Source organism: Formosa sp. L2A11, from assembly GCF_009796865.1.
Taxonomy (GTDB): Bacteria; Bacteroidota; Bacteroidia; order Flavobacteriales; family Flavobacteriaceae; genus Formosa.
In genome coordinates this window covers 448,394-466,653 of record NZ_CP047028.1, presented here as the reverse complement: position 1 = coordinate 466,653, position 18,260 = coordinate 448,394, and the positions used below count along the sequence as shown (strand labels likewise).

General features: G+C 32.4%; 19 protein-coding genes, 1 tRNA gene and 1 pseudogene. 8 read left to right on the top strand and 13 right to left on the bottom strand.

The features are described from left to right. Positions 1 to 4: 4 nt before the first annotated feature. Positions 5 to 772, bottom strand: a complete 768-nt coding sequence (locus GQR95_RS02090; protein WP_159021576.1) for a YHYH protein — start codon at positions 770 to 772, stop codon at positions 5 to 7. 795 nt (positions 773 to 1,567) lie between these two features. On the opposite strand from GQR95_RS02090, the gene GQR95_RS17040 reads away from it, so the two are divergent. The 3 genes and pseudogenes from GQR95_RS17040 to GQR95_RS02080 all read left to right on the top strand — a co-directional run bounded on the left by GQR95_RS17040 (position 1,568) and on the right by GQR95_RS02080 (position 3,623). After that, entirely contained in the window at positions 1,568 to 1,879 is a 312-nt protein-coding gene (locus GQR95_RS17040) for a phage integrase N-terminal SAM-like domain-containing protein (protein WP_370514545.1), read from the top strand. Between the two features lie 151 nt (positions 1,880 to 2,030). Next, on the top strand, positions 2,031 to 2,486 hold the full coding sequence (locus GQR95_RS16710) for a tyrosine-type recombinase/integrase (protein ID WP_233266033.1): 456 nt from the start codon (positions 2,031 to 2,033) through the stop codon (positions 2,484 to 2,486). Next, positions 2,486 to 3,623 (top strand): annotated as a pseudogene (locus GQR95_RS02080) (IS91 family transposase). Before GQR95_RS16710 ends, GQR95_RS02080 begins: the two are co-directional and overlap by 1 nt. Before the next feature lie 321 nt (positions 3,624 to 3,944). On the opposite strand, the gene GQR95_RS02075 reads toward GQR95_RS02080, so the two are convergent. The 3 genes from GQR95_RS02075 to GQR95_RS16570 all read right to left on the bottom strand — a co-directional run bounded on the left by GQR95_RS02075 (position 3,945) and on the right by GQR95_RS16570 (position 5,803). Continuing rightward, positions 3,945 to 4,634, bottom strand: coding sequence for an SDR family NAD(P)-dependent oxidoreductase (locus tag GQR95_RS02075; RefSeq protein WP_159021575.1), 690 nt, complete (start codon positions 4,632 to 4,634; stop codon positions 3,945 to 3,947). Between the two features lie 191 nt (positions 4,635 to 4,825). Further along, complete coding sequence (locus GQR95_RS02070) at positions 4,826 to 5,206, bottom strand: hypothetical protein (protein WP_159021574.1); 381 nt, start codon at positions 5,204 to 5,206, stop codon at positions 4,826 to 4,828. A gap of 15 nt (positions 5,207 to 5,221) precedes the next feature. After that, positions 5,222 to 5,803: a hypothetical protein gene (locus GQR95_RS16570; protein ID WP_199269632.1), complete on the bottom strand. Its 582-nt coding sequence runs from the start codon at positions 5,801 to 5,803 to the stop codon at positions 5,222 to 5,224. Between the two features lie 401 nt (positions 5,804 to 6,204). Between GQR95_RS16570 and GQR95_RS02060 the strand changes: the two genes are divergently transcribed. Then, entirely contained in the window at positions 6,205 to 7,398 is a 1,194-nt protein-coding gene (locus GQR95_RS02060; protein WP_159021573.1) for a WG repeat-containing protein, read from the top strand. 128 nt (positions 7,399 to 7,526) lie between these two features. On the opposite strand, the gene GQR95_RS02055 is transcribed toward GQR95_RS02060, so the two are convergent. The 7 genes from GQR95_RS02055 to GQR95_RS02025 all read right to left on the bottom strand — a co-directional run bounded on the left by GQR95_RS02055 (position 7,527) and on the right by GQR95_RS02025 (position 12,772). Continuing rightward, a tRNA-Arg gene (locus GQR95_RS02055) sits at positions 7,527 to 7,600 on the bottom strand. A gap of 156 nt (positions 7,601 to 7,756) precedes the next feature. Next, a complete protein-coding gene (locus tag GQR95_RS02050) occupies positions 7,757 to 8,032 on the bottom strand; it encodes an ATP-dependent Clp protease adaptor ClpS (RefSeq protein WP_159021572.1) in 276 nt (91 codons plus the stop codon). Between the two features lie 17 nt (positions 8,033 to 8,049). Next, positions 8,050 to 8,883 (bottom strand): 50S ribosomal protein L11 methyltransferase, encoded by an 834-nt coding sequence (gene prmA, locus GQR95_RS02045; RefSeq protein WP_159021571.1) that lies wholly within the window; start codon positions 8,881 to 8,883, stop codon positions 8,050 to 8,052. A gap of 343 nt (positions 8,884 to 9,226) precedes the next feature. Continuing rightward, complete coding sequence (gene tpiA / locus GQR95_RS02040; RefSeq protein ID WP_159021570.1) at positions 9,227 to 9,976, bottom strand: triose-phosphate isomerase; 750 nt, start codon at positions 9,974 to 9,976, stop codon at positions 9,227 to 9,229. Between the two features lie 21 nt (positions 9,977 to 9,997). Continuing rightward, positions 9,998 to 11,074 carry an ABC transporter permease gene (locus GQR95_RS02035; protein WP_159021569.1) on the bottom strand — a complete coding sequence of 359 codons (1,077 nt, stop codon included), beginning with the start codon at positions 11,072 to 11,074 and terminating at the stop codon, positions 9,998 to 10,000. 10 nt (positions 11,075 to 11,084) lie between these two features. Further along, the gene (locus GQR95_RS02030; protein ID WP_159021568.1) at positions 11,085 to 12,191 is read right to left on the bottom strand and encodes a BT_3928 family protein; all 1,107 of its coding nucleotides are present in this window, start codon (positions 12,189 to 12,191) and stop codon (positions 11,085 to 11,087) included. 41 nt (positions 12,192 to 12,232) lie between these two features. Next, on the bottom strand, positions 12,233 to 12,772 hold the full coding sequence (locus tag GQR95_RS02025) for a DUF1599 domain-containing protein (RefSeq protein WP_159021567.1): 540 nt from the start codon (positions 12,770 to 12,772) through the stop codon (positions 12,233 to 12,235). 131 nt (positions 12,773 to 12,903) lie between these two features. Here GQR95_RS02025 and folP point away from each other — a divergent pair, with 131 nt between their 5' ends. From folP to GQR95_RS02010, 3 genes are read left to right on the top strand one after another with little or no spacing between them, the layout of a single operon-like run. Next, a complete protein-coding gene (gene folP / locus GQR95_RS02020; protein ID WP_159024208.1) occupies positions 12,904 to 13,677 on the top strand; it encodes a dihydropteroate synthase in 774 nt (257 codons plus the stop codon). A gap of 1 nt (position 13,678) precedes the next feature. Beyond that, positions 13,679 to 14,323, top strand: coding sequence for a hypothetical protein (locus tag GQR95_RS02015; protein WP_159021566.1), 645 nt, complete (start codon positions 13,679 to 13,681; stop codon positions 14,321 to 14,323). 35 nt (positions 14,324 to 14,358) lie between these two features. Beyond that, positions 14,359 to 15,144, top strand: coding sequence for a diadenylate cyclase (locus tag GQR95_RS02010; protein WP_159021565.1), 786 nt, complete (start codon positions 14,359 to 14,361; stop codon positions 15,142 to 15,144). On the opposite strand, the gene GQR95_RS02005 is transcribed toward GQR95_RS02010, so the two are convergent. Then, positions 15,141 to 16,907: an ABC transporter ATP-binding protein gene (locus tag GQR95_RS02005; protein ID WP_159021564.1), complete on the bottom strand. Its 1,767-nt coding sequence runs from the start codon at positions 16,905 to 16,907 to the stop codon at positions 15,141 to 15,143. The genes GQR95_RS02010 and GQR95_RS02005 overlap by 4 nt on opposite strands. Further along, positions 16,908 to 17,651: a tRNA pseudouridine(38-40) synthase TruA gene (gene truA, locus GQR95_RS02000; protein WP_159021563.1), complete on the bottom strand. Its 744-nt coding sequence runs from the start codon at positions 17,649 to 17,651 to the stop codon at positions 16,908 to 16,910. A 74-nt stretch (positions 17,652 to 17,725) separates the two neighbouring features. Between truA and GQR95_RS01995 the strand changes: the two genes are divergently transcribed. Continuing rightward, on the top strand, positions 17,726 to 18,217 hold the full coding sequence (locus GQR95_RS01995; RefSeq protein ID WP_159021562.1) for a metallophosphoesterase: 492 nt from the start codon (positions 17,726 to 17,728) through the stop codon (positions 18,215 to 18,217). Positions 18,218 to 18,260 lie beyond the last annotated feature (43 nt).

The window sequence follows — 18,260 nt, the reverse complement described above, 5'->3', positions numbered from 1 at the left end:
GAAATTAATATCCTTGAAAAGGACCAGCAAATGCTAAATACGATCCTGTAGTAGAGTATATTTCGTTTATAATGTGGTAATGGTATTCTTCTTCACCATCTGTATATTGTGTTACAGATGTATGCCCTCCAGATTCGTCTAAATCTGTAGGATGTGTGCCTGTAGAGTAACATTGTCTTCCATATAAAAACACACCATCAAGTAAAATACCCGCTAAGTTATCATCGTCATCCGTGAACGCTTTGGGCTCCAAATGGTAGTGATATACACCTGGGCCAATGTGAGCTCCTGTCCAATCTAAAGATGCAGCAGCTTCGTCTAAATCGCCAGCACCTTCTTGATCGTTAAATATTGAAGCACCACTAACAGCAATACCTATAGTGTTTAATTCTGTAGACACCGTGTTTCCTGTCAAATCTGGTGTAGCATCTACTGTTATGGTTACTGCATTATTATTACTAGACATAATAGATGGGGTTAACTGCACATCTGGTTCTTCTATATATAGTGTATTTCCTACTCCCCAGTATACCGTTTCGTGATCTGGCAAGCCTGTAGTTTCTATAACCACATCAGATCCATCTAAATAAATAGTGGTTGCATCTGTATTAAAGGCCGCAAAAGCGGCATGTAATTCTGTTACGGTGTCATCATCGTTATCGTCTTGAGTGGTTGTGTCGTCTGTTGTAGTCGAAGAATCATCTGTAGAACAAGCCATAAATAACGAAACAGTAACTGTTGTTAATATAAAAGATTTGCAAGTGTTTTTCATTTTTCTGTTTTAAATTGTTTTAGTTATGTTGAATATCTTTAATTCATGGTCTAAAAAAGGAAACTGACCTTCAATGGTATTGTTAATTTTGATTTAAAGAGTAGATGAATATAAAGTTTTTCTTGATGTAAAAATGAAGGAATCAACTTAATCCACTTGCTTTTAAGTGTATGGTGATTCTTATTCAGTAAATAGAAATTTATAAACTGATAAAAGTCATATTTAATTAAGAATAAATATTGTAATTATAAATGCTTCCAGAAGGAAAACTGTATTGTTTTATTCTATCTTCTAGATTTCAAAACTTACGAGAACGTACTCTTTTTAGAATTTAATACTATTAATTTAAAGTAAGACAGCTTGTTTAATCTTGTTGTAAAGTTGATGAATGCCATTTTTTTATAGCCAAAATTAATAATACAAATAATAGTGGACTTAAAAAAAAAGGAAGCATTTTGAGGGAAATAAATTGAAGGTTAAGTAAGGAAGTAGAATTATTGTTGATTTACTTAGACTATTAAAGGCTTCTTTTTTGAGTTGTTAAAGTGTTTATTTTTAATATTTTAAATAGTTTTGTTAATTGCATATAACATCGCTGTGTGTTTGTTTATTAAGATGCTTTAAAACAAGTTTGCAATAAGCAAAAGCTTAATAGTTTGTCGTTTAATACTAATTTATCTGTTGTTGTTATATACTGTGTTGAACGAATCCTCCCTATCGGTCGGAAGCCCTCCTGACTGATTCAGAATAAGTTATTCTTTTGTAAAAGTAATAGATTTATTAACTTATGGGTAAATTTTAAATCTATTATTATGTTTAAAAAAAAGTAAAACCATTGCTGAACGCGCCTTTTCAGATGTAAAGGATTTCAGTCATCTTCAAACCAAACTCGAACAGAGTTTCTCTATTAATGGCAAAGCCAAAAGCACTTTAAACAACTATCTCCGGTGCTTGGCACACTTAGCTTTGCATTACAACCGAAGTCCTGAAAAACTATCGGTAGAACACGTTCAGAACTATCTTTACCATGCCAAAAACTTCACAAAACACCTTCCGAGAGTTTCTTTAAACACACCATTTTCGGACTCAGAGCAGCCTACAAAGTGATGGGCATGGAAGCCAAACGTGTAGCGCTTCCTCAAATTAAAAGAGATATTAAACTACCATGTGTTCTAAATAAAGAGGAAGTTAAGCGCCTTTTAAAAGCGCCTAAATATCTTAAGCATCGTTTGATAATAGGTATGCTTTACGGTGTGGACTGCGTAGCTACGAACTCTGCGCTGTTAAATTATCTGATCTCGATTTTGAGCGTAAAACCGTGTTTATTCCTAAGAAAAAAGGAAAAATAGATCGCTATGTGCCTTTGAGTCCGCTTCTGATTAGGGGATTAAAAAAATACATCACAACAGAAAACCCTCAGGGACATCTTTTTAATAGCCAAGTTTCTAAAGCTGGAGAATCACGCGGATTAACCACCAACGGTATACGCTGGATTATTAAAGAAAACAGAAGTAAAATAGGGAGTTCTAAACAGATAACTGCCCATACTTTACGGCACACGTTTGCTACACATTTATTAGAGTATGGTGTTGATATCGTCAGTTTAAAGGAACTTCTTGGACATGCACATATCGAGATGACACTCACGTATCTTCATGTTGCCAATTTGCCTAGTGGTTCCAAATTTTCTCCCTTGGATAAACTTTACGATTAATGTTTTGTAAACATAAAGTAGCTGACATTTTAGAAATGGAACAGCTACAGCTCAAAACATTGAGTCTGACCTCTTGGCATTACCGTGGGTTACAAGCCATAAGAAGGTGTCGCACCAAAGCTATGGGTGGCCATATTGATAAATGCGATTGTTGCCAAGCCTTACACATTAGTTATAACAGTTGCAGAAATAGACATTGCCCAACATGCCAGGGACACAAACGTGAACAGTGGATAAAAGCCAGAGAAGGCGAACTATTAAATGTGCCTTATTTTCATATCGTTTTTACGCTTCCAAGTGAGTTTAATACCTACGCCTGAGTCATGGTAAAGTAATTTATAGCAGTTTGTTTAGAACCGCATGGCAAACCCTGCAACAGTTTGGAGACAACCCCAAACACTTGGGCGCTAAACTGGGTATGATTGCTATACTTCATACCTGGGGACAAAACATGAGCCTACATCCGCACTTGCATTGTATTGTTCCTGGCGGTGGATGGCGTAAATCAGGGACATGGAAAAGTGCAAAAAATAAAGGTAAATATCTATTCAATGTAAAATCTATGAGCAAGGTGTTTAAGGCTAAATTTATCTCTGAACTTAGGAAAAGTGAAGTAAAAATCCCAAAGAAAGTTTATAATACAGTGTACAGTAAAAAATGGGTGATCTATGCGAAACAATCTTTTAGAAGTCCAAAATATGTTATTGAATATCTAGGCAGATACACGCATAAAATTGCAATAAGTAACCATCGTATTATTGCTGTAGATCGTGAAAATAAAACGGTGACTTTTACCGCGAAAGATTACCGGCACCAAGCTAAAAAGATAAAGTTGACTTTGTCCAGTGAAGAATTTGTTAGACGCTTTGCTTTGCATATTTTACCCAAGGCTTTACACGCATACGGCATTACGGTATTTTAAGCAGCAGCTGGAAAAAAGAGAAATTACCGAGACTACAAGCCGAACTGGCTTGTAAAAAGATAGTGGTTATTAAAACAGTCGAACCTGTTTTACACCGTCGTTGTCCTGTTTGTAAAAAAGGAAAACTGCATACCGTACTGTTATTTAACGAACGTGGTCCACCCGAAAATTGGAGACTATTATTAAGGGATAAAAAATTAAATAGGGTCAATTAAAAAAATTAATCTGCTAACGCGGACAGACCTCTCAATGCCTAAACTTAAAATTTAAGCCATTATGAAGTGAAATTATATTAAGTAGTACCGAAAAAAGGAACAATCTCTTCCAAATAAAGATCGACAAGCGTCGTTTAAATACATAAATTACAAGCCATTACCAAGACATCCTTCCCTAAACATATCGTTTTCCCCATAAGAGACATCTTCTGCCGACTTCGTCAACACAATATTCAGCTCTGGCCTATCGGCGAGCCGAATACTTAGTTATTCTGGTAACTTGTTTTTACATTCTACTTTTAATCCCACGCGGAAGCATTTTTATATAAGTATTGCAACCAGACGCCAACGTCTAGATACATATCCTATATTTTTTTTCTTCTTGATTAGATTATAAATTTGTATCCCCGCTTCTTCCTTTGTTGCAGCCCAAAACAATCTTTTACCTTCTGTTAGTGGTGTAATAACAAAACCAGGTCTTACATCTGTAGTGTATATTGGTAATCCAGACTTTCTGTCTTTTGTTGCTTTCTGGCTTAAAGCTTCTAAATAACTTACTTGATACGCTTTTGCAGCGTGATAAGCAGGAGCTACTCGGCTTCCAAAAAGTCCCGAGATTGAACTCACGGAAACAAAATGACCATGGCCCTGTTTTTTAAAGAATCTATAACTCCAATCAGCAACTTCGGTAAATGCGAGTACATTTAATTTGTTTGCATTATTTTCTACTTTATACCCTAAATCCTTATTTAAATTTCCAATACCAGCACTAAAAATTAATATATCTAGTCCGCCTAACCAATTAACCAACTCGGTGATGGTTTCAGAAGTATTGCTGTTTATACAATCTAAATATTCTGCTTTAAAATTTTCTTTTTTCGAATTTTCTAGTTCTTCAATTGTAGCCTTTTCAATACCAGTTATACCAACTTTAAATTTATTACTAACAAGTACATCTGTAATACCTTGACCTATTCCTGAAGTCCCTCCAATTATAATTGCTTTTTTCATTTTTTTTCAGCCTGAGGCTAATGTTTTGGCTATTATTTTTTGCAGAAAGCGTGCATAATTCTTTTCGCCGAGCGTAAAGATAGCCAAAGTAAGAGAATTTTGAAGCAAAATTAAAAACTTGTAAACGGTAATATATGTTTGGTTAGACTCTAATTAGTCTGATTTTTAGAGTATCTGAGGTTAAAATATTTTTATTCCTTTACGTAAGTTTGGTTAAATATTTTTACGCGCTTTTGGTCTTCTTTATTTAAAATATTGTAAATAGATACTGGAATTAATAATCCGCTAGCAATTATATAGATTCCCACTACCGTTTCCATTTTGTAAATCATTTGCACTACAAAGTATAATGCAATTAAAGTGCCTACTAAAAATACAATTCCGGAAATCATCGAAATTAATTTAGATTGTTTAGTGTATAATTTATTTGCAGATAGCCTTGTGTGCCGACTACAATTTACACACTTGTACTTTCTTTTGGGATTTTTCATTTCAAATTCAACACGAGTTCCTGCATCTGTATTTAATTGGTTTTCGTGTTTGCAAGCCAGACATTTAAAATATACTCTCAATATTAATAACTGTTTTTATTTTATTTCAATTTCTTTTAACATTGATTTTATTGGAATAGCTGTGATTTTATCCTTCTTTTTAAGAAACAATATTTCACTTGTTTTTCCAATTAGGGTTCCTGTTTTTACTTCTCCATCAATAAATTTGACTTGTATTTCAGGTTGTTTTTCAATTTCATTTTTTACTGTGTTGCCGTAAAATATAGATGCTGTATAAAGGTAGCCTAAAGTTAAACTTGTATAGAATATAAACATTACAGGTTCAAACCATTTTTTTTTGTCTAATCCCATATTTACTTTCGAATAGAATTTAGGTTTATTCCTTTTTATATAAACATCAATTTTAATAATAATAAGGCTTAATATAAGTGATATGATAGAAAAACCTAAAACTTTAAAATCTGAAAATGGTGTGATTAAAAAATCAAAAATATCAGAATATTCAAAAATATTTATTCCAAAAGGTCTGTATTTTTGAAAAGAAAATAACATGCCAATTCCTACTGTTAAGATATAGGCTATTGTTATTATGGTTTGTAATTCTCCAATAATATTTTCGTATGAATTTTTAATTAGTCCTTCGTCGGTTTTCTTCATAGAGTTACGAATGTATTTGCATGGAGTAGGTTTATTAAGTATCTAATTTAGTAAATATAAATATAAATAGAATAGAGGGTTTGTTGGTTTTTTTTAGATCTCTGTAGTTAGTAATAATTCTATCTTTTGATTAAATAATAGTTGTTCTCTTTTTTGATAAAATGTTTTAGAGCGTTTATGTGTCTGATATTTATTCAATTATATTAACAATTTGTCAAGTACTGTTAGTATGTGCAATCCTCTCTAAACCCCTGTATAAATTATGCTTTCTGTTAAAAACAACTTTGATATAAAATATAGAATTGTTTTTTAAGATTTAATTTTCTTCTTTATATTCAATTTATTGTTTGTCAATCATTTATATTTATTGAATTAAACTTTTAAGCTAAATATGTTAGAATATGAAAAATAGAATTCTACTAATTACTCTTTTGTTGTTATCATTCTCGTGTATAAGTCAAACAAAGTTGTTTTACGACGAATTAGGCGACTTTAGCAACGGTTATGCTATTGTTAAGAATGGTTCTAAAGTTAGTTTTATAGATTCTCTTGGTCAAAATATAGACATAGGGGATTTTAAGTTAAAAAAAGAATCAGGGTCAAGGTATGTGAAAATGCAAAAAAATGGTTTCTATGTAATTCAAGAAGATTATAAGAATGAAGGGGTGAAAAATGTTGCAGGTGAAGTTGTAATAGAGCCGAAAGACAATAAAATAATAGTTAAAAATGATCTTTTTTTGAAGTTAGATTCTAGAGATTCCTGGGCTTTAAAAAAGGGTGAGAAATTAGAGACCGAGGTTATAAATGAGAAAGGAGAAGCTGTTTTTACATTACCTGGTAATTATAAATTTGCTATTAACCCTATCTCTAATAATATTATGGCTATTTCTAATCTAAAATCACCTGTGCTTTATAAGTTAGTGTTTCTAGATACAAAAGAAGAAACAGAATATATTTATAATGAAGTTGTAAAGCCTGACGACGATGGATTAATTAGAGCAACTAAATTTATAGAAAGCGAAGGGAAGAATAAATGGGGTTTTATTGATGAGAAAGGAAAAATTGTAATCGATTTTAATTATACCAATGCTCCTGGTCCATTTAATAATGGTCTAGCTGTAGTGCAAAGTACAGATAAAAAATTTGGGTATATAGACAAGGCTAACAATGTTGCAATTGATGTTGAGTATATCAATGCATATAATTTTGAGAACAATAGGGCTGTAGTAAGAATTTATGTTATTAAAAGTGTTGATGGAAAAATTAATAATGGATATAGAGTAATTGATAATACAGGGAAAATATTGTATGATCTGGGTGCTTTTAAGCCCTATTCAGTACCATCGGATTATTATAACCATAGCTTGATTGAAGGTGGAACAATTATGGTGTTAACTAGTCCAAACTCTCTTAATAAATCTATTTTAAATTTAGATACAGGCGAAATAACAAAAACAGACTTTACTTATATTGGCAAATTTAATTCAGGTTTAGCACGTGTTAGATTACGTGATGAGAATAAAAAATATATTTATGGTTACATAAATACGAAAGGAGAACTTGTTATGGTGCAAGCTAAAAAGAGTCAATTTTAATAATTAGGGACATATATAAATTGATTTAGTAAGTTATTAATATTTAATTTTCTGAAAGCGTTCAAATAGCGAGAATAAAAGGCATAAAAAAAGGGTTTCAAGAAATTGAAACCCTTTTTAATACTATGTGACCTCGACTGGATTCAAACCAGTAACCTCTTGAGCCGTAATCAAGTGCGCTATTCAGTTGCGCCACGAGGCCCTTTTTTGTGGGTGCAAATATATGAGCTTTATTGGTGTTAACCAAACATTTTTAAACTTTTTTTAAACTTAAATAATAGTCTTAAAGAGATAAATTAATTAAAGTGAAAACAAACGTATTTTAACGGTTTGAAAATCAGTTTAATTCAATGTTGTGTTATACAATCTCTGCACTTAAACCGGCTTCTAATAATTTAGAACATTGTGGCTCTAAATCTTTATAAGCTCCTGTTTTAACAGTGCATTTTCCTTTGTAGTGTACAATTATAGAACATTGTTCTGCTTGTTCAGATGTGTGCCCGCAAACAGCAATTAAGGTCTCTATAACATGATCGAAGGAATTTACATCGTCATTATACAGTACAATTTCATTTTCATTTTTAGATTCGGTTTCAACGAGAACCTCTTCTAATACTTCTTCCTTAGTGCTCATTTTTTTTTACTTTTTTGCTAATTTAAAAATTTTAGAGCAACCCATTTATTTCGTTCTATTTTTTCGCTTAGTTTTAACATATGTTTAGAACATTCTTCTTCTATTATAGGAATATCGTCATTATAAAATCCGCTTAAAAATAATGCCCCATTTGCATTTAAACAAGATGCGTAGGTTTTTATATCGTTTAATAATATGTTTCTGTTAATGTTAGCAATAATAATATCGTAGGTTTTTCCTGCTAATAAACTCGCGTCACCTTCGTAAACGGTTATGTTTTTACAGTGATTGCGCTCTACGTTTTCAATACTATTTAGGTAGCACCAATTATCTATATCTATAGCATCTAAAGTTTTTGCACCTCTCATTTCTGCTAGAATAGCTAAAACTCCAGTTCCGCAGCCCATATCTAAAACAGATTTACCTTTAAAATCGGTTTTTAAGATATGCTGAATCATCATGTGTGTTGTTTCATGATGTCCGGTTCCAAAACTCATTTTTGGTTCTATAATAATGTCGTATTCTGTATCGAATTTATCATGAAATGGTGCTCGTACAGCACAAACATCATCTACAACAATAGGATTAAAGTTCTTTTCCCATTCTTCATTCCAGTTGGTTTGTTTAATTTCTTCGAAGGTATAAGAGATTTCAAATTCATCAGACTCAAGAATTTGTATGTCTTCAAGAATGTTTTCGTTCCATTCTTCTTTTTGTACATATGCTGTTGCTCCTGTTTCTGTTTCTACAAAACTCTCGAATCCAGCATAACCAAGTTCAGCAATTAATATTTCTACTCCTGGTTGTAAAGGGGTTACTTTAAAATCGTATCCTATATATATTTCTGCCATTTATTTTTTTTGTCAAATTTACTAAGTATTACGCATATAGTATGGTTTTAGTTGTAAAATTAGAGTGCTTAAATAAAATTAGTGTGTACTTGTATTGTTCACGTTGGGGCTTGCTTCTAAAAATAAATATAGACAATGTGTTTTTAGGCTTGCTACGTTGTTATATTGGTGTTTTGGTAATGGTATAGCGAAGTTTTGTTTGGAAGTTGTATTTAAGCGTGCTGTATGTCTTAGAGCGGAATACTTATACTTAGAATAGGGTTGTAATTATTGATAGGAATTTAAAATAGAAAAGGCTGTCTTAATTATTAAGGCAGCCTTTTGTTGTAATGTATTTTGTTTTTTAGAACGCATTTACAATGGCAAAGAAATCGTCTGCGTTTAATGCAGCTCCTCCAATTAAACCACCGTCTACATCTGGTTTAGAGAAAATTTCTTGAGCGTTTGCTGGTTTTACACTTCCTCCGTATAAAATAGAAACGTTGTCTGCAACTTCTGCTCCGTATTTATCTGCTAATGTTTTTCTAATAAAAGCATGCATGTCTTGTGCTTGTTCTGGACTAGCTGTTTCTCCGGTTCCAATAGCCCAAATAGGTTCGTAAGCTAAAACAATGTTTTTAAAAGCAGCTGCGTCTAAATGAAATAATGCATTTTTAATTTGACTACCAACAACTGTTTCGTGGTTTTTAGATTTTCTGTCTGCTAATTCTTCTCCAAAACAGAAAATAATACGCATATCGTTAGCTAATGCTGCATCTACTTTTTTAGCTAAAGATGCGTCTGTTTCGTTAAAATAAGCACGACGTTCACTATGGCCTAAAATTACAGTTTTAATACCTACACTTTTTAACATACTCGCGCTAATTTCTCCAGTATAAGCTCCATTTTCTGCAAAATGCATGTTTTGAGCAACAACTTCAATAACATTATCTTTTAACGAATTATAAGCAGACCATAGGTTTGTAAAAGTAGGTGCTACCATAACCTCTGCATTAGATGTTATTGTTTTGTTTTTTAGTGCGGTTAACAATGTTTCAGTTTGTGATAAATCATTGTTCATTTTCCAATTTCCTGCAACGATGTTCTTTCTCATAGTTTTGTTTGTATTAATAAATTATTGAAGTTTTACCTTGGGGTCTAACCAAGCGTAAATGATATCTACAAAAATATTGATTATTATGAATAAAAGCGCTATAATTAACACAGAACCCATAATAACGGGCAAATCTAACGTGTTTAACGCGTTTACAATTTCTTTTCCTAAACCATTCCATCCGAAGACGTATTCTACAAACACCGCTCCAGCAAGCATAGAGGCGAACCAACCCGAAATTGCAGTTACAACGGGGTTTAATGCATTCTTTACGGCGTGTTTTTTTATAATCTGAAATTCTGTTAATCCTTTTGCTCTTGCGGTTCTAATAAAATCTTGATTAAAGACTTCTAACAACGAGTTTCGCATAAGCTGAATAACAACTGCTAAAGGGCGAATTCCTAAAACCAAAGCAGGAAGTATTAAGTTTTTCCATTTAATATGCATCGCTTCTCCAAAATCGTCTAGCTCATATAAACTCCCTGTCATTTCTAAATGGGTGTATTTATGAAGCAGATAACCAAAAATCCAAGCAAATAAAATAGCACTAAAAAAAGAAGGGACACTCATACCAATAGTGCTTAAAAATTGTATGCTTTTATCTAAAAAGGTATCTTTATATAAGGCTGAAACAATACCCAGAATTACGCCAATAATAATAGCAATAATAATAGCAGAGACTGCTAAAACAAAAGTGTTTGGTAAGGTTTCTGCTAAAACACTACTTACTTTTTTACCTTGTTTAGTGAAGGATTCTCGTAAATATGGCAGTTTTAATACCACTTGAGTTTCGCCTATTTTAAATAATGAAGCGGCGTTATATTTTCCTTGTCTTAAAAAAGTATAATCTTTTGGATTTGTAGAGTGAAAAGAGAATGGAGATAAATCGTTTACATAATAGCCAAACTGAACAGTAAGTGGTTTGTCGAAGCCATATTTTTGTTTAATAATGGCTAATTGTGCACTGTCTTCATTTTGCCCCAACATCATTTGTGCGGGATCTCCAGGTAAAACATTGAATAAAAAAAAGATAACTGTAACTACCCCAAACAATGTGAGTAATGCATAAAATAATTTATTTAAAATGTAGTTTAACACAGCGTCTAGATTAATTCACTTTAATTAGGTTTAAATCGTCCACATCGTTCCAATGTACTTTTTGTATTACCGTACCTTTTTCTAAGATTAGAATTCCGGGGTTGGAGCGTACTATGGTTTTTAAAGCAGTTTCGTCTGAGAAGTAAAAGTCGAAGTTAAAATGAAATTCTTTTTTTAGTTTCTCTTGTATGTCGTGCCCAGACGCTGTTAATCCAATAACTCTATAGCCGTTTTTAATGGCTTTGTCTGATGCGTTTTTTATAGCTTGTAATCCTGGTTTTTCAGATTTTTCTAAGTTGTAAGCAACTAATAAAACCACGTGGTCGTCGTGTAAAACATCTTCAGTAATATCTTCACCATTACGTTCCATAGAGAAATCGTGTATTGGTGCAACATAACCGGGATCTATAATATCTGTGTCTACGCTAATAAAAGTACCATCTACAGTTGGGTAGGCGCCTTTTGTAGTTATAATTTCTTCTTTGCCGTTAACATTAAATTTCCACATATAATCTATGTCGGCTTTTGGAGCGTTTTCAGGAACATTCATATTATCCCATAAATTAGCACCAACATTATAAGGTCTAAAATCTACTACAGGTAAGTGCATAAGCACTTGGTAGCCAAAGCTTAAGCAGCCTATAAATCCAAATAAAGCAAATATTGTAGTTTGAAAATTACTAAATACAGGTTTTATAAAACGGATTCCGGAAAATATAATTAAGATTAATATTGAGAGCACAACATCTTTAGAGAACGTTTGCCAAGGCGTAAGCTTTATAGCGTCTCCAAAACAACCACAGTCGGTTACTTTGTTAAAATAAGCAGAGTAGAAGGTTAGGAACGTAAAAAACACAATCATGAGGAGTAAGCTCCAAACGGTAAATTTAGGTTTGTAGCCTATAAGTAAAAAGATTCCTAGAAGAACTTCAAAAACAACAACTAAAATAGAAATAACTAAAGCGTAAGGCTCTAAAAAGGTAAGATTAAGCACAGCTGCGCTAAAATATTCTTCTAATTTTATTGAAAATCCAATGGGATCGTTCAGTTTAATTAAACCTGAAATGATGAATAATACACCAACTAAAATTCTGCTTACACTTACTATTTTTTTCATGAATTAGGGATGTTCTTTTTTGTACGCTTAATTGTTTTTATTTATTCTGCATTTAAATGAATTAATGCAAATACAGAATAGTTAATCATGTCTTGGTAATTTGCATCTATACCTTCGCTTACTAAGGTTTTTCCTTTATTGTCTTCTATTTGTTTAACACGAAGTAATTTTTGAAGAATTAAATCTGTTAAAGAACTTACACGCATATCTCGCCAAGCTTCTCCATAATCATGGTTTTTATCCATCATTAACTGCTTGGTTTTTTCAATAATATTATCGTAAAGTTCTGAAGCTTCAACAGTGCTTAAATCCGGTTGTGTGGCTACTCCTTTTTCTAATTGAATTAAAGCCATAATGCAGTAATTAATAATGCCAATAAATTCTGAAACTTCACCTTCATCAATTTTTCTAACTTCATTTTCCTGTAAACCTCGTATACGTTGTGCTTTTATAAAAACCTGATCTGTTAACGATGGAAGTCTTAAAATACGCCAAGCGCAACCGTAATCTTGCATCTTGTTGACAAACAAGTTTCTACAAATGTTTATTACAGCGTCGTATTGTTTTGAGGTATCTTGCATAAATTGAATCGAATTTTCCGTAAATTTCGCATAATTTAATGGAATAACAAACTTTAAACATTTCTATATCTGTTTTGAATAAAACAATAAATTGTAAAGGTCAACTTATCGATATATCTTCTCCAAGTGTGATGGGGATTTTAAACCTAACACCAGACTCTTTTTACGATGGCGGAAGCTATAAAAACGAAAGTGATATTATAACGTGGGTCCAATCTATGCTGCACGCAGGAGCCTCTTTTATAGATGTTGGTGCTTATAGTTCTAGACCCAATGCAGATCATGTTAGTGCGTCTGAAGAGTTGGCTCGTATTTTGCCTGTTGTAACCTTGCTTATTAAAACGTTTCCAGATTTAATATTATCTGTAGATACGTTTAGAAGCAATGTCGCTAAATCTTGTATTGAAGCTGGAGCAGCGATTATTAACGATATTTCTGCAGGGCAATTAGATCCGTTAATGTTAGAAACTGTTGGTAAATTAAAAGTGCCATATATTATGATGCATATGTTGGGAACGCCACAAACCATGCAGCAGCACACCAATTATTCCGATTTAATAAAAGATATGTTGTTTTATTTTTCCGAACGGATTGCTTTGGCAAGACAGCACGGAATAATAGACATTATTGTAGATCCTGGTTTTGGATTTTCTAAAACATTGCAGCAAAATTTTGAGTTATTAAATAAATTAGAACTTTTAAATATTACAGATTTACCAGTATTAGTTGGGGCTTCAAGAAAATCTATGATTTATAAAACCTTAGATAATACACCACAAGAGGCTTTAAATGGTACAACAGTAATTAATACCATTTGCCTTGAAAAAGGAGCTTCTATTTTAAGAGTGCACGATGTTAAAGAAGCTATGGAATGTATTACACTTATAAACGCTTTAAAAAAATAGTATGAAACAATTGTCTTTAATAATGCTTTTGCTGCTGTGTTTGTCTTGCAGTAACGATAAAGAATTAAAATTACCAGAAATAGAACATTCTAAAATCACAGAAGTTTTAGATGTGTCTCCGGCGTATATATTTTACAATACAAAAGCAGAAGATAGTGTAGAGTTAAATAAACAAAATTTAATTAGCACAACCAATTGGCTGGTAAATGTAGATAATAGATTAACCTTAAAACAGGCTATTCCCGTTTTAATGGCGTTACAGAAGAAAAAACGAAATGCATCGCATAAGAAAAAAGGTGTAGAGAACTATTTTACAGCCTTTAATCCGGAGGTGAAATCATTATGTTTTGTTGAATTTACACACGTAAATTACGACTTAAAAACTAAGGTTAATGCGTATTTAAAAACATTAGAAGATCAAGCAGAAGTATTAATATTTAGTAAGACAGGAGTCTCGTTTTTAGGAGCTACTTATACTATTGAAGACTTTGTTGCGCATTTAAATAGTATGCCAAACGAGCGTCATGTATTTGTTTTGAATTTTGAAAATCAATTAACTTTTCAAGAGTATTTACACATAAAAGATTTACTTTTAACGGTTAAAAATCCGCAGGTGTTAATTCATACAACCGAATTTATATATTAGTCACAGATTGTTACATTTATAAAAAAAATAGTCCTTTGGAAATCTTTAGAGACCTTTTAAAATTTACATTAATAGACATTATCGATGTCTTTTTAGTAGCCTTATTACTTTACTATGTTTACAAATTAGTAAAAGGAACGGTGGCTATTAATATTTTTATAGGTATTGTTATTATTTACATTATTTGGAAGGTTACAGAAGCCTTGCACATGCAATTGTTAAGTAACATTCTAGGTGGTTTTATAAGCGTAGGTATGTTTGCTTTAATTGTTGTTTTTCAGCAAGAACTCCGTAAGTTTTTATTAATGATTGGATCTACAAACTTTAGTAAAAGTGCACATTTATTTAAGCAGTTAAAATTTCTTCAAACAGAGAGTAGCAATAATACAAATATAGATGCTATTCTTTCGGCATGTACAAAAATGGCGTCTACAAATACAGGTGCTTTAATTGTTTTTGAACGTAATAATAATCTAGATTTCTTGGGGCAAACAGGAGACGAAATGAATATTACAGTAACAGAACCTATTATAGAAAGTATCTTCTTTAAAAATAGTCCGTTGCACGATGGTGCTATCATTATTGCTAACAATATTATAAAAGCAACCCGTGTCATTCTTCCTGTTAATAATGAAAAAAACTTGCCTCAGCGTTTCGGTTTAAGACATAGAGCTGCAGTTGGTGTTTGCGAAAAAACAGATGCTTTAGCACTTGTTGTTAGTGAAGAAACAGGACAGATTTCTTATTTTAAAAGTGGCGAATTTATAATGTTTGAATCTATTGTAGAGCTTAAAGAATTAATTAAAAACGATCTTGTTTAAGACGAAACTTCTTTTATAAATTGTACTTCGTATAGGTTTTTGTAATACCCATTTTCATTTTCTAGAAGTTCGCTGTGTGTGCCTTGTTCTACAATTTCTCCAGCATCCATTACTATAATTTTATCGGCTTTAATTATGGTTGCTAAACGGTGTGCAATTACTATAGATGTTCTACCTTTTGTAATCTTATCTGTTGCATTTTGTATGAGTTGTTCTGAATACGAATCTACAGAAGAAGTTGCTTCATCTAACACTAAAATACTTGGATTGGTAACATAAGCCCGTAAAAAAGAAATTAACTGTCGCTGACCGGAAGATAACATCACACCGCGTTCTTTAACGTTGTAATTGTAGCCTTCTGGTAAACTTGAAATAAAATCGTGTACACCAATATCTTTTGCTGCTTGTATAACTTGAGCTTCTGTAATATTAGGATTGCTAAGGGTAATATTGTTTAAAATAGTATCTGCAAACAAAAACACATCCTGAAGTACAACCGCAATTTGAGATCGTAAAGATTCTAAAGTAAAGTTGTTAATGTTTGTAGAATCTATCGCAATTTCACCTTTATCAATTTCATAAAAACGATTTAATAAATTAATAATTGTCGATTTTCCTGCTCCGGTAGCTCCAACAATAGCAACCGTTTGCCCTGCTTTTACTTCAAGAGAAATATCCTTTAAAACCACTTCGTCTTCAATATAACTAAAACGTACATTTTTAAATGAAATATTACCTTTAAATTGATTGGCTATTAAAGTCCCAGAATCGTCTATTTGAGATTTAGTATCTATAACTTTAAATACTCTAGTCGCGGCAACCATTCCCATCTGGAAGGTGTTAAACTTATCTGCAATTTGTCTTAAAGGTCTAAAAAGCATCGGAATCATCATGACAAATGCCGTTAAATCTCCTAAAGACGATGAGTGTTGCATTACAGCATCTAATCCGCCATACCAAGCGACAAGTCCAATGGTTATAGAACCTGAAAGTTCTGCGATAGGGAAGAAGATGGAGTTGTACCACACTGTTTTTAACCACCCTTTTTTATGGCGCTCGTTAATGGCTTTAAAATGTTTGTATTCTGTATCTTCTCGTGTAAATAGTTGAAGAATTTTCATTCCTGTAACGCGCTCTTGTACAAACGAGTTTAGGTTAGAGATTTCTGTACGTACTTCCTCGAAAGCTTTCTTCATGTATTTCTGAAAAATACGTGTTGCGTATAAAACTAGCGGAAGCATTAAAAATACAATTATACTTAGCCTCCAATTTATAAACACCATAACGCCGGCTACAACAACCATGGTTAGCGAGTCTCTAAAAATCATAAATAAACCTTCGCCAAAAATATCGGCAATACGTTCCATGTCTGTTACAGATCGGGTAATAAGTACTCCAACAGAAGAATTATCGTAATACTTCATTTTAAAACGAAGCATGTGATTAAATAATTTAACCCGAATATCTTTAACAACACTTTGTCCCAACCAACCCGAATAATATATAAATATAAGCTGAAAAACGACTTCGGAAACCAAAAGCGCTAACATGATTAAAATGTACGGGAAGAAGCCTTCTAGTGTTTTAGTTGCAATATTATTATCTATAGCTTGCTGAAGAATGTATGGTCTTAGCGCGCTAAAAAAAGCTAATAAAATAACAGATATAAAAACCCCAATAAACACTTTATTGTACGGTTTTATATACTCTAAAAGACGTTTAAATAAACTAAGATTAAAATTATTTTTTTTTGTGGTATCCATTTATAATACTATCGATTCTGGGTAAATTATTTTGGTTAAATACAGTCCTCTTGCAGGGACTGAATATCCTGCTTCGCTTCTGTTTTTAGACGAAATTATACGGTGAATATCGTCTATTTCAAGTTTTCCTAAACCTACATTTATTAACGTGCCAACTATAGCGCGAACCATATTTCTTAAAAATCTATCGGCTGTAATTGTAAAGTGTAATTCCGTATCTACAATCTCTAAATTTACGGCCATAATATTACAATTAAACGTTTTTACGTCGGTATTCGTTTTAGAAAAGCACTGAAAATCTTTATAGTTCAATAACAAATTAGCTGCCGCAGTCATGTTTTCAATATTTAATTTAGGTTTCACCCAATAAGCTTCTGTAAAATTAAAAACATTTTTTTGTAATGCTATACGATAAAGATACGTTCTGCTTTCTGCATGAAAACGGGTATGTGCATCTGGTTTTACTTTAAAAATACGGTGTAACGCCACGTCTTTAGGTAAAAACGAATTTAACTTGTACAGCAATTCTGTGTCATTAAATTGGCCTTCAAAATCAAAGTGCGCAAACATTTGTTTTGCATGTACACCGGTGTCTGTTCTTCCGGCTCCCATTATCCCAATTTTCTCTTTTAAAATTACAGATAAAGCGGTTTCTATAACCTCTTGCACAGAAATGGCATTGGGCTGATTTTGCCAACCGTGATAAGCTGTTCCGTTGTAAGAAAGTTCTAAAAAATATCTCAAGAATAATCGTATTTTTGTTATTGAATCTACAAAGATAATTAGTTTTACTAGTTTCAACTCACAATATTCTCTTAATGACAAAAATCCTTTTACTCTCTGATACGCATAGTTATATTGATGACGATGTATTGAAATATGTTAAACAAGCCGATGAGGTTTGGCATGCCGGTGATATTGGCGATTTAAAAGTAACAGATGCTATTGAAGCATTAAAGCCACTTCGTGCTGTGTATGGTAATATAGACGATGCTAAAGTGCGCCAAGTATTTCCCGAAAACAACCGTTTTATGTGCGAAGGTGTAGATGTTTGGATGACGCATATTGGTGGATATCCGAACAGATATAATGTATTAATTAGAGATGAAATATATAAGAATCCGCCAAAACTTTTTATTTGCGGGCATTCTCATATTTTAAAAGTAATGCCAGATAAGAAATTGAAACTACTGCACATGAATCCTGGAGCTATTGGTAAATACGGATTTCATAAAGTGCGAACGATGTTGCGATTTGTAATAGAAGGAACCAATATAAAAGACTTAGAGGTTATAGAATTTAAAAAATAAAACCCGAAGCACAACCTCCGGGTTTTTACACGCACTAATACTA

Excerpts from the sequence above, each read along its gene's own strand:
- GQR95_RS02090 (WP_159021576.1), bottom strand. The coding sequence starts at position 772 with ATGAAAAACACTTGCAAATCTTTTATATTAACAACAGTTACTGTTTCG.
- GQR95_RS02075 (WP_159021575.1), bottom strand. The coding sequence starts at position 4,634 with ATGAAAAAAGCAATTATAATTGGAGGGACTTCAGGAATAGGTCAAGGT.
- GQR95_RS16570 (WP_199269632.1), bottom strand. The coding sequence starts at position 5,803 with ATGAAGAAAACCGACGAAGGACTAATTAAAAATTCATACGAAAATATT.
- GQR95_RS02060 (WP_159021573.1), top strand. The coding sequence starts at position 6,205 with ATGAAAAATAGAATTCTACTAATTACTCTTTTGTTGTTATCATTCTCG.
- GQR95_RS02050 (WP_159021572.1), bottom strand. The coding sequence starts at position 8,032 with ATGAGCACTAAGGAAGAAGTATTAGAAGAGGTTCTCGTTGAAACCGAA.
- prmA (WP_159021571.1), bottom strand. The coding sequence starts at position 8,883 with ATGGCAGAAATATATATAGGATACGATTTTAAAGTAACCCCTTTACAA.
- tpiA (WP_159021570.1), bottom strand. The coding sequence starts at position 9,976 with ATGAGAAAGAACATCGTTGCAGGAAATTGGAAAATGAACAATGATTTA.
- GQR95_RS02030 (WP_159021568.1), bottom strand. The coding sequence starts at position 12,191 with ATGAAAAAAATAGTAAGTGTAAGCAGAATTTTAGTTGGTGTATTATTC.
- GQR95_RS02025 (WP_159021567.1), bottom strand. The coding sequence starts at position 12,772 with ATGCAAGATACCTCAAAACAATACGACGCTGTAATAAACATTTGTAGA.
- folP (WP_159024208.1), top strand. The coding sequence starts at position 12,904 with ATGGGGATTTTAAACCTAACACCAGACTCTTTTTACGATGGCGGAAGC.
- GQR95_RS02015 (WP_159021566.1), top strand. The coding sequence starts at position 13,679 with ATGAAACAATTGTCTTTAATAATGCTTTTGCTGCTGTGTTTGTCTTGC.
- GQR95_RS02005 (WP_159021564.1), bottom strand. The coding sequence starts at position 16,907 with ATGGATACCACAAAAAAAAATAATTTTAATCTTAGTTTATTTAAACGT.
- GQR95_RS01995 (WP_159021562.1), top strand. The coding sequence starts at position 17,726 with ATGACAAAAATCCTTTTACTCTCTGATACGCATAGTTATATTGATGAC.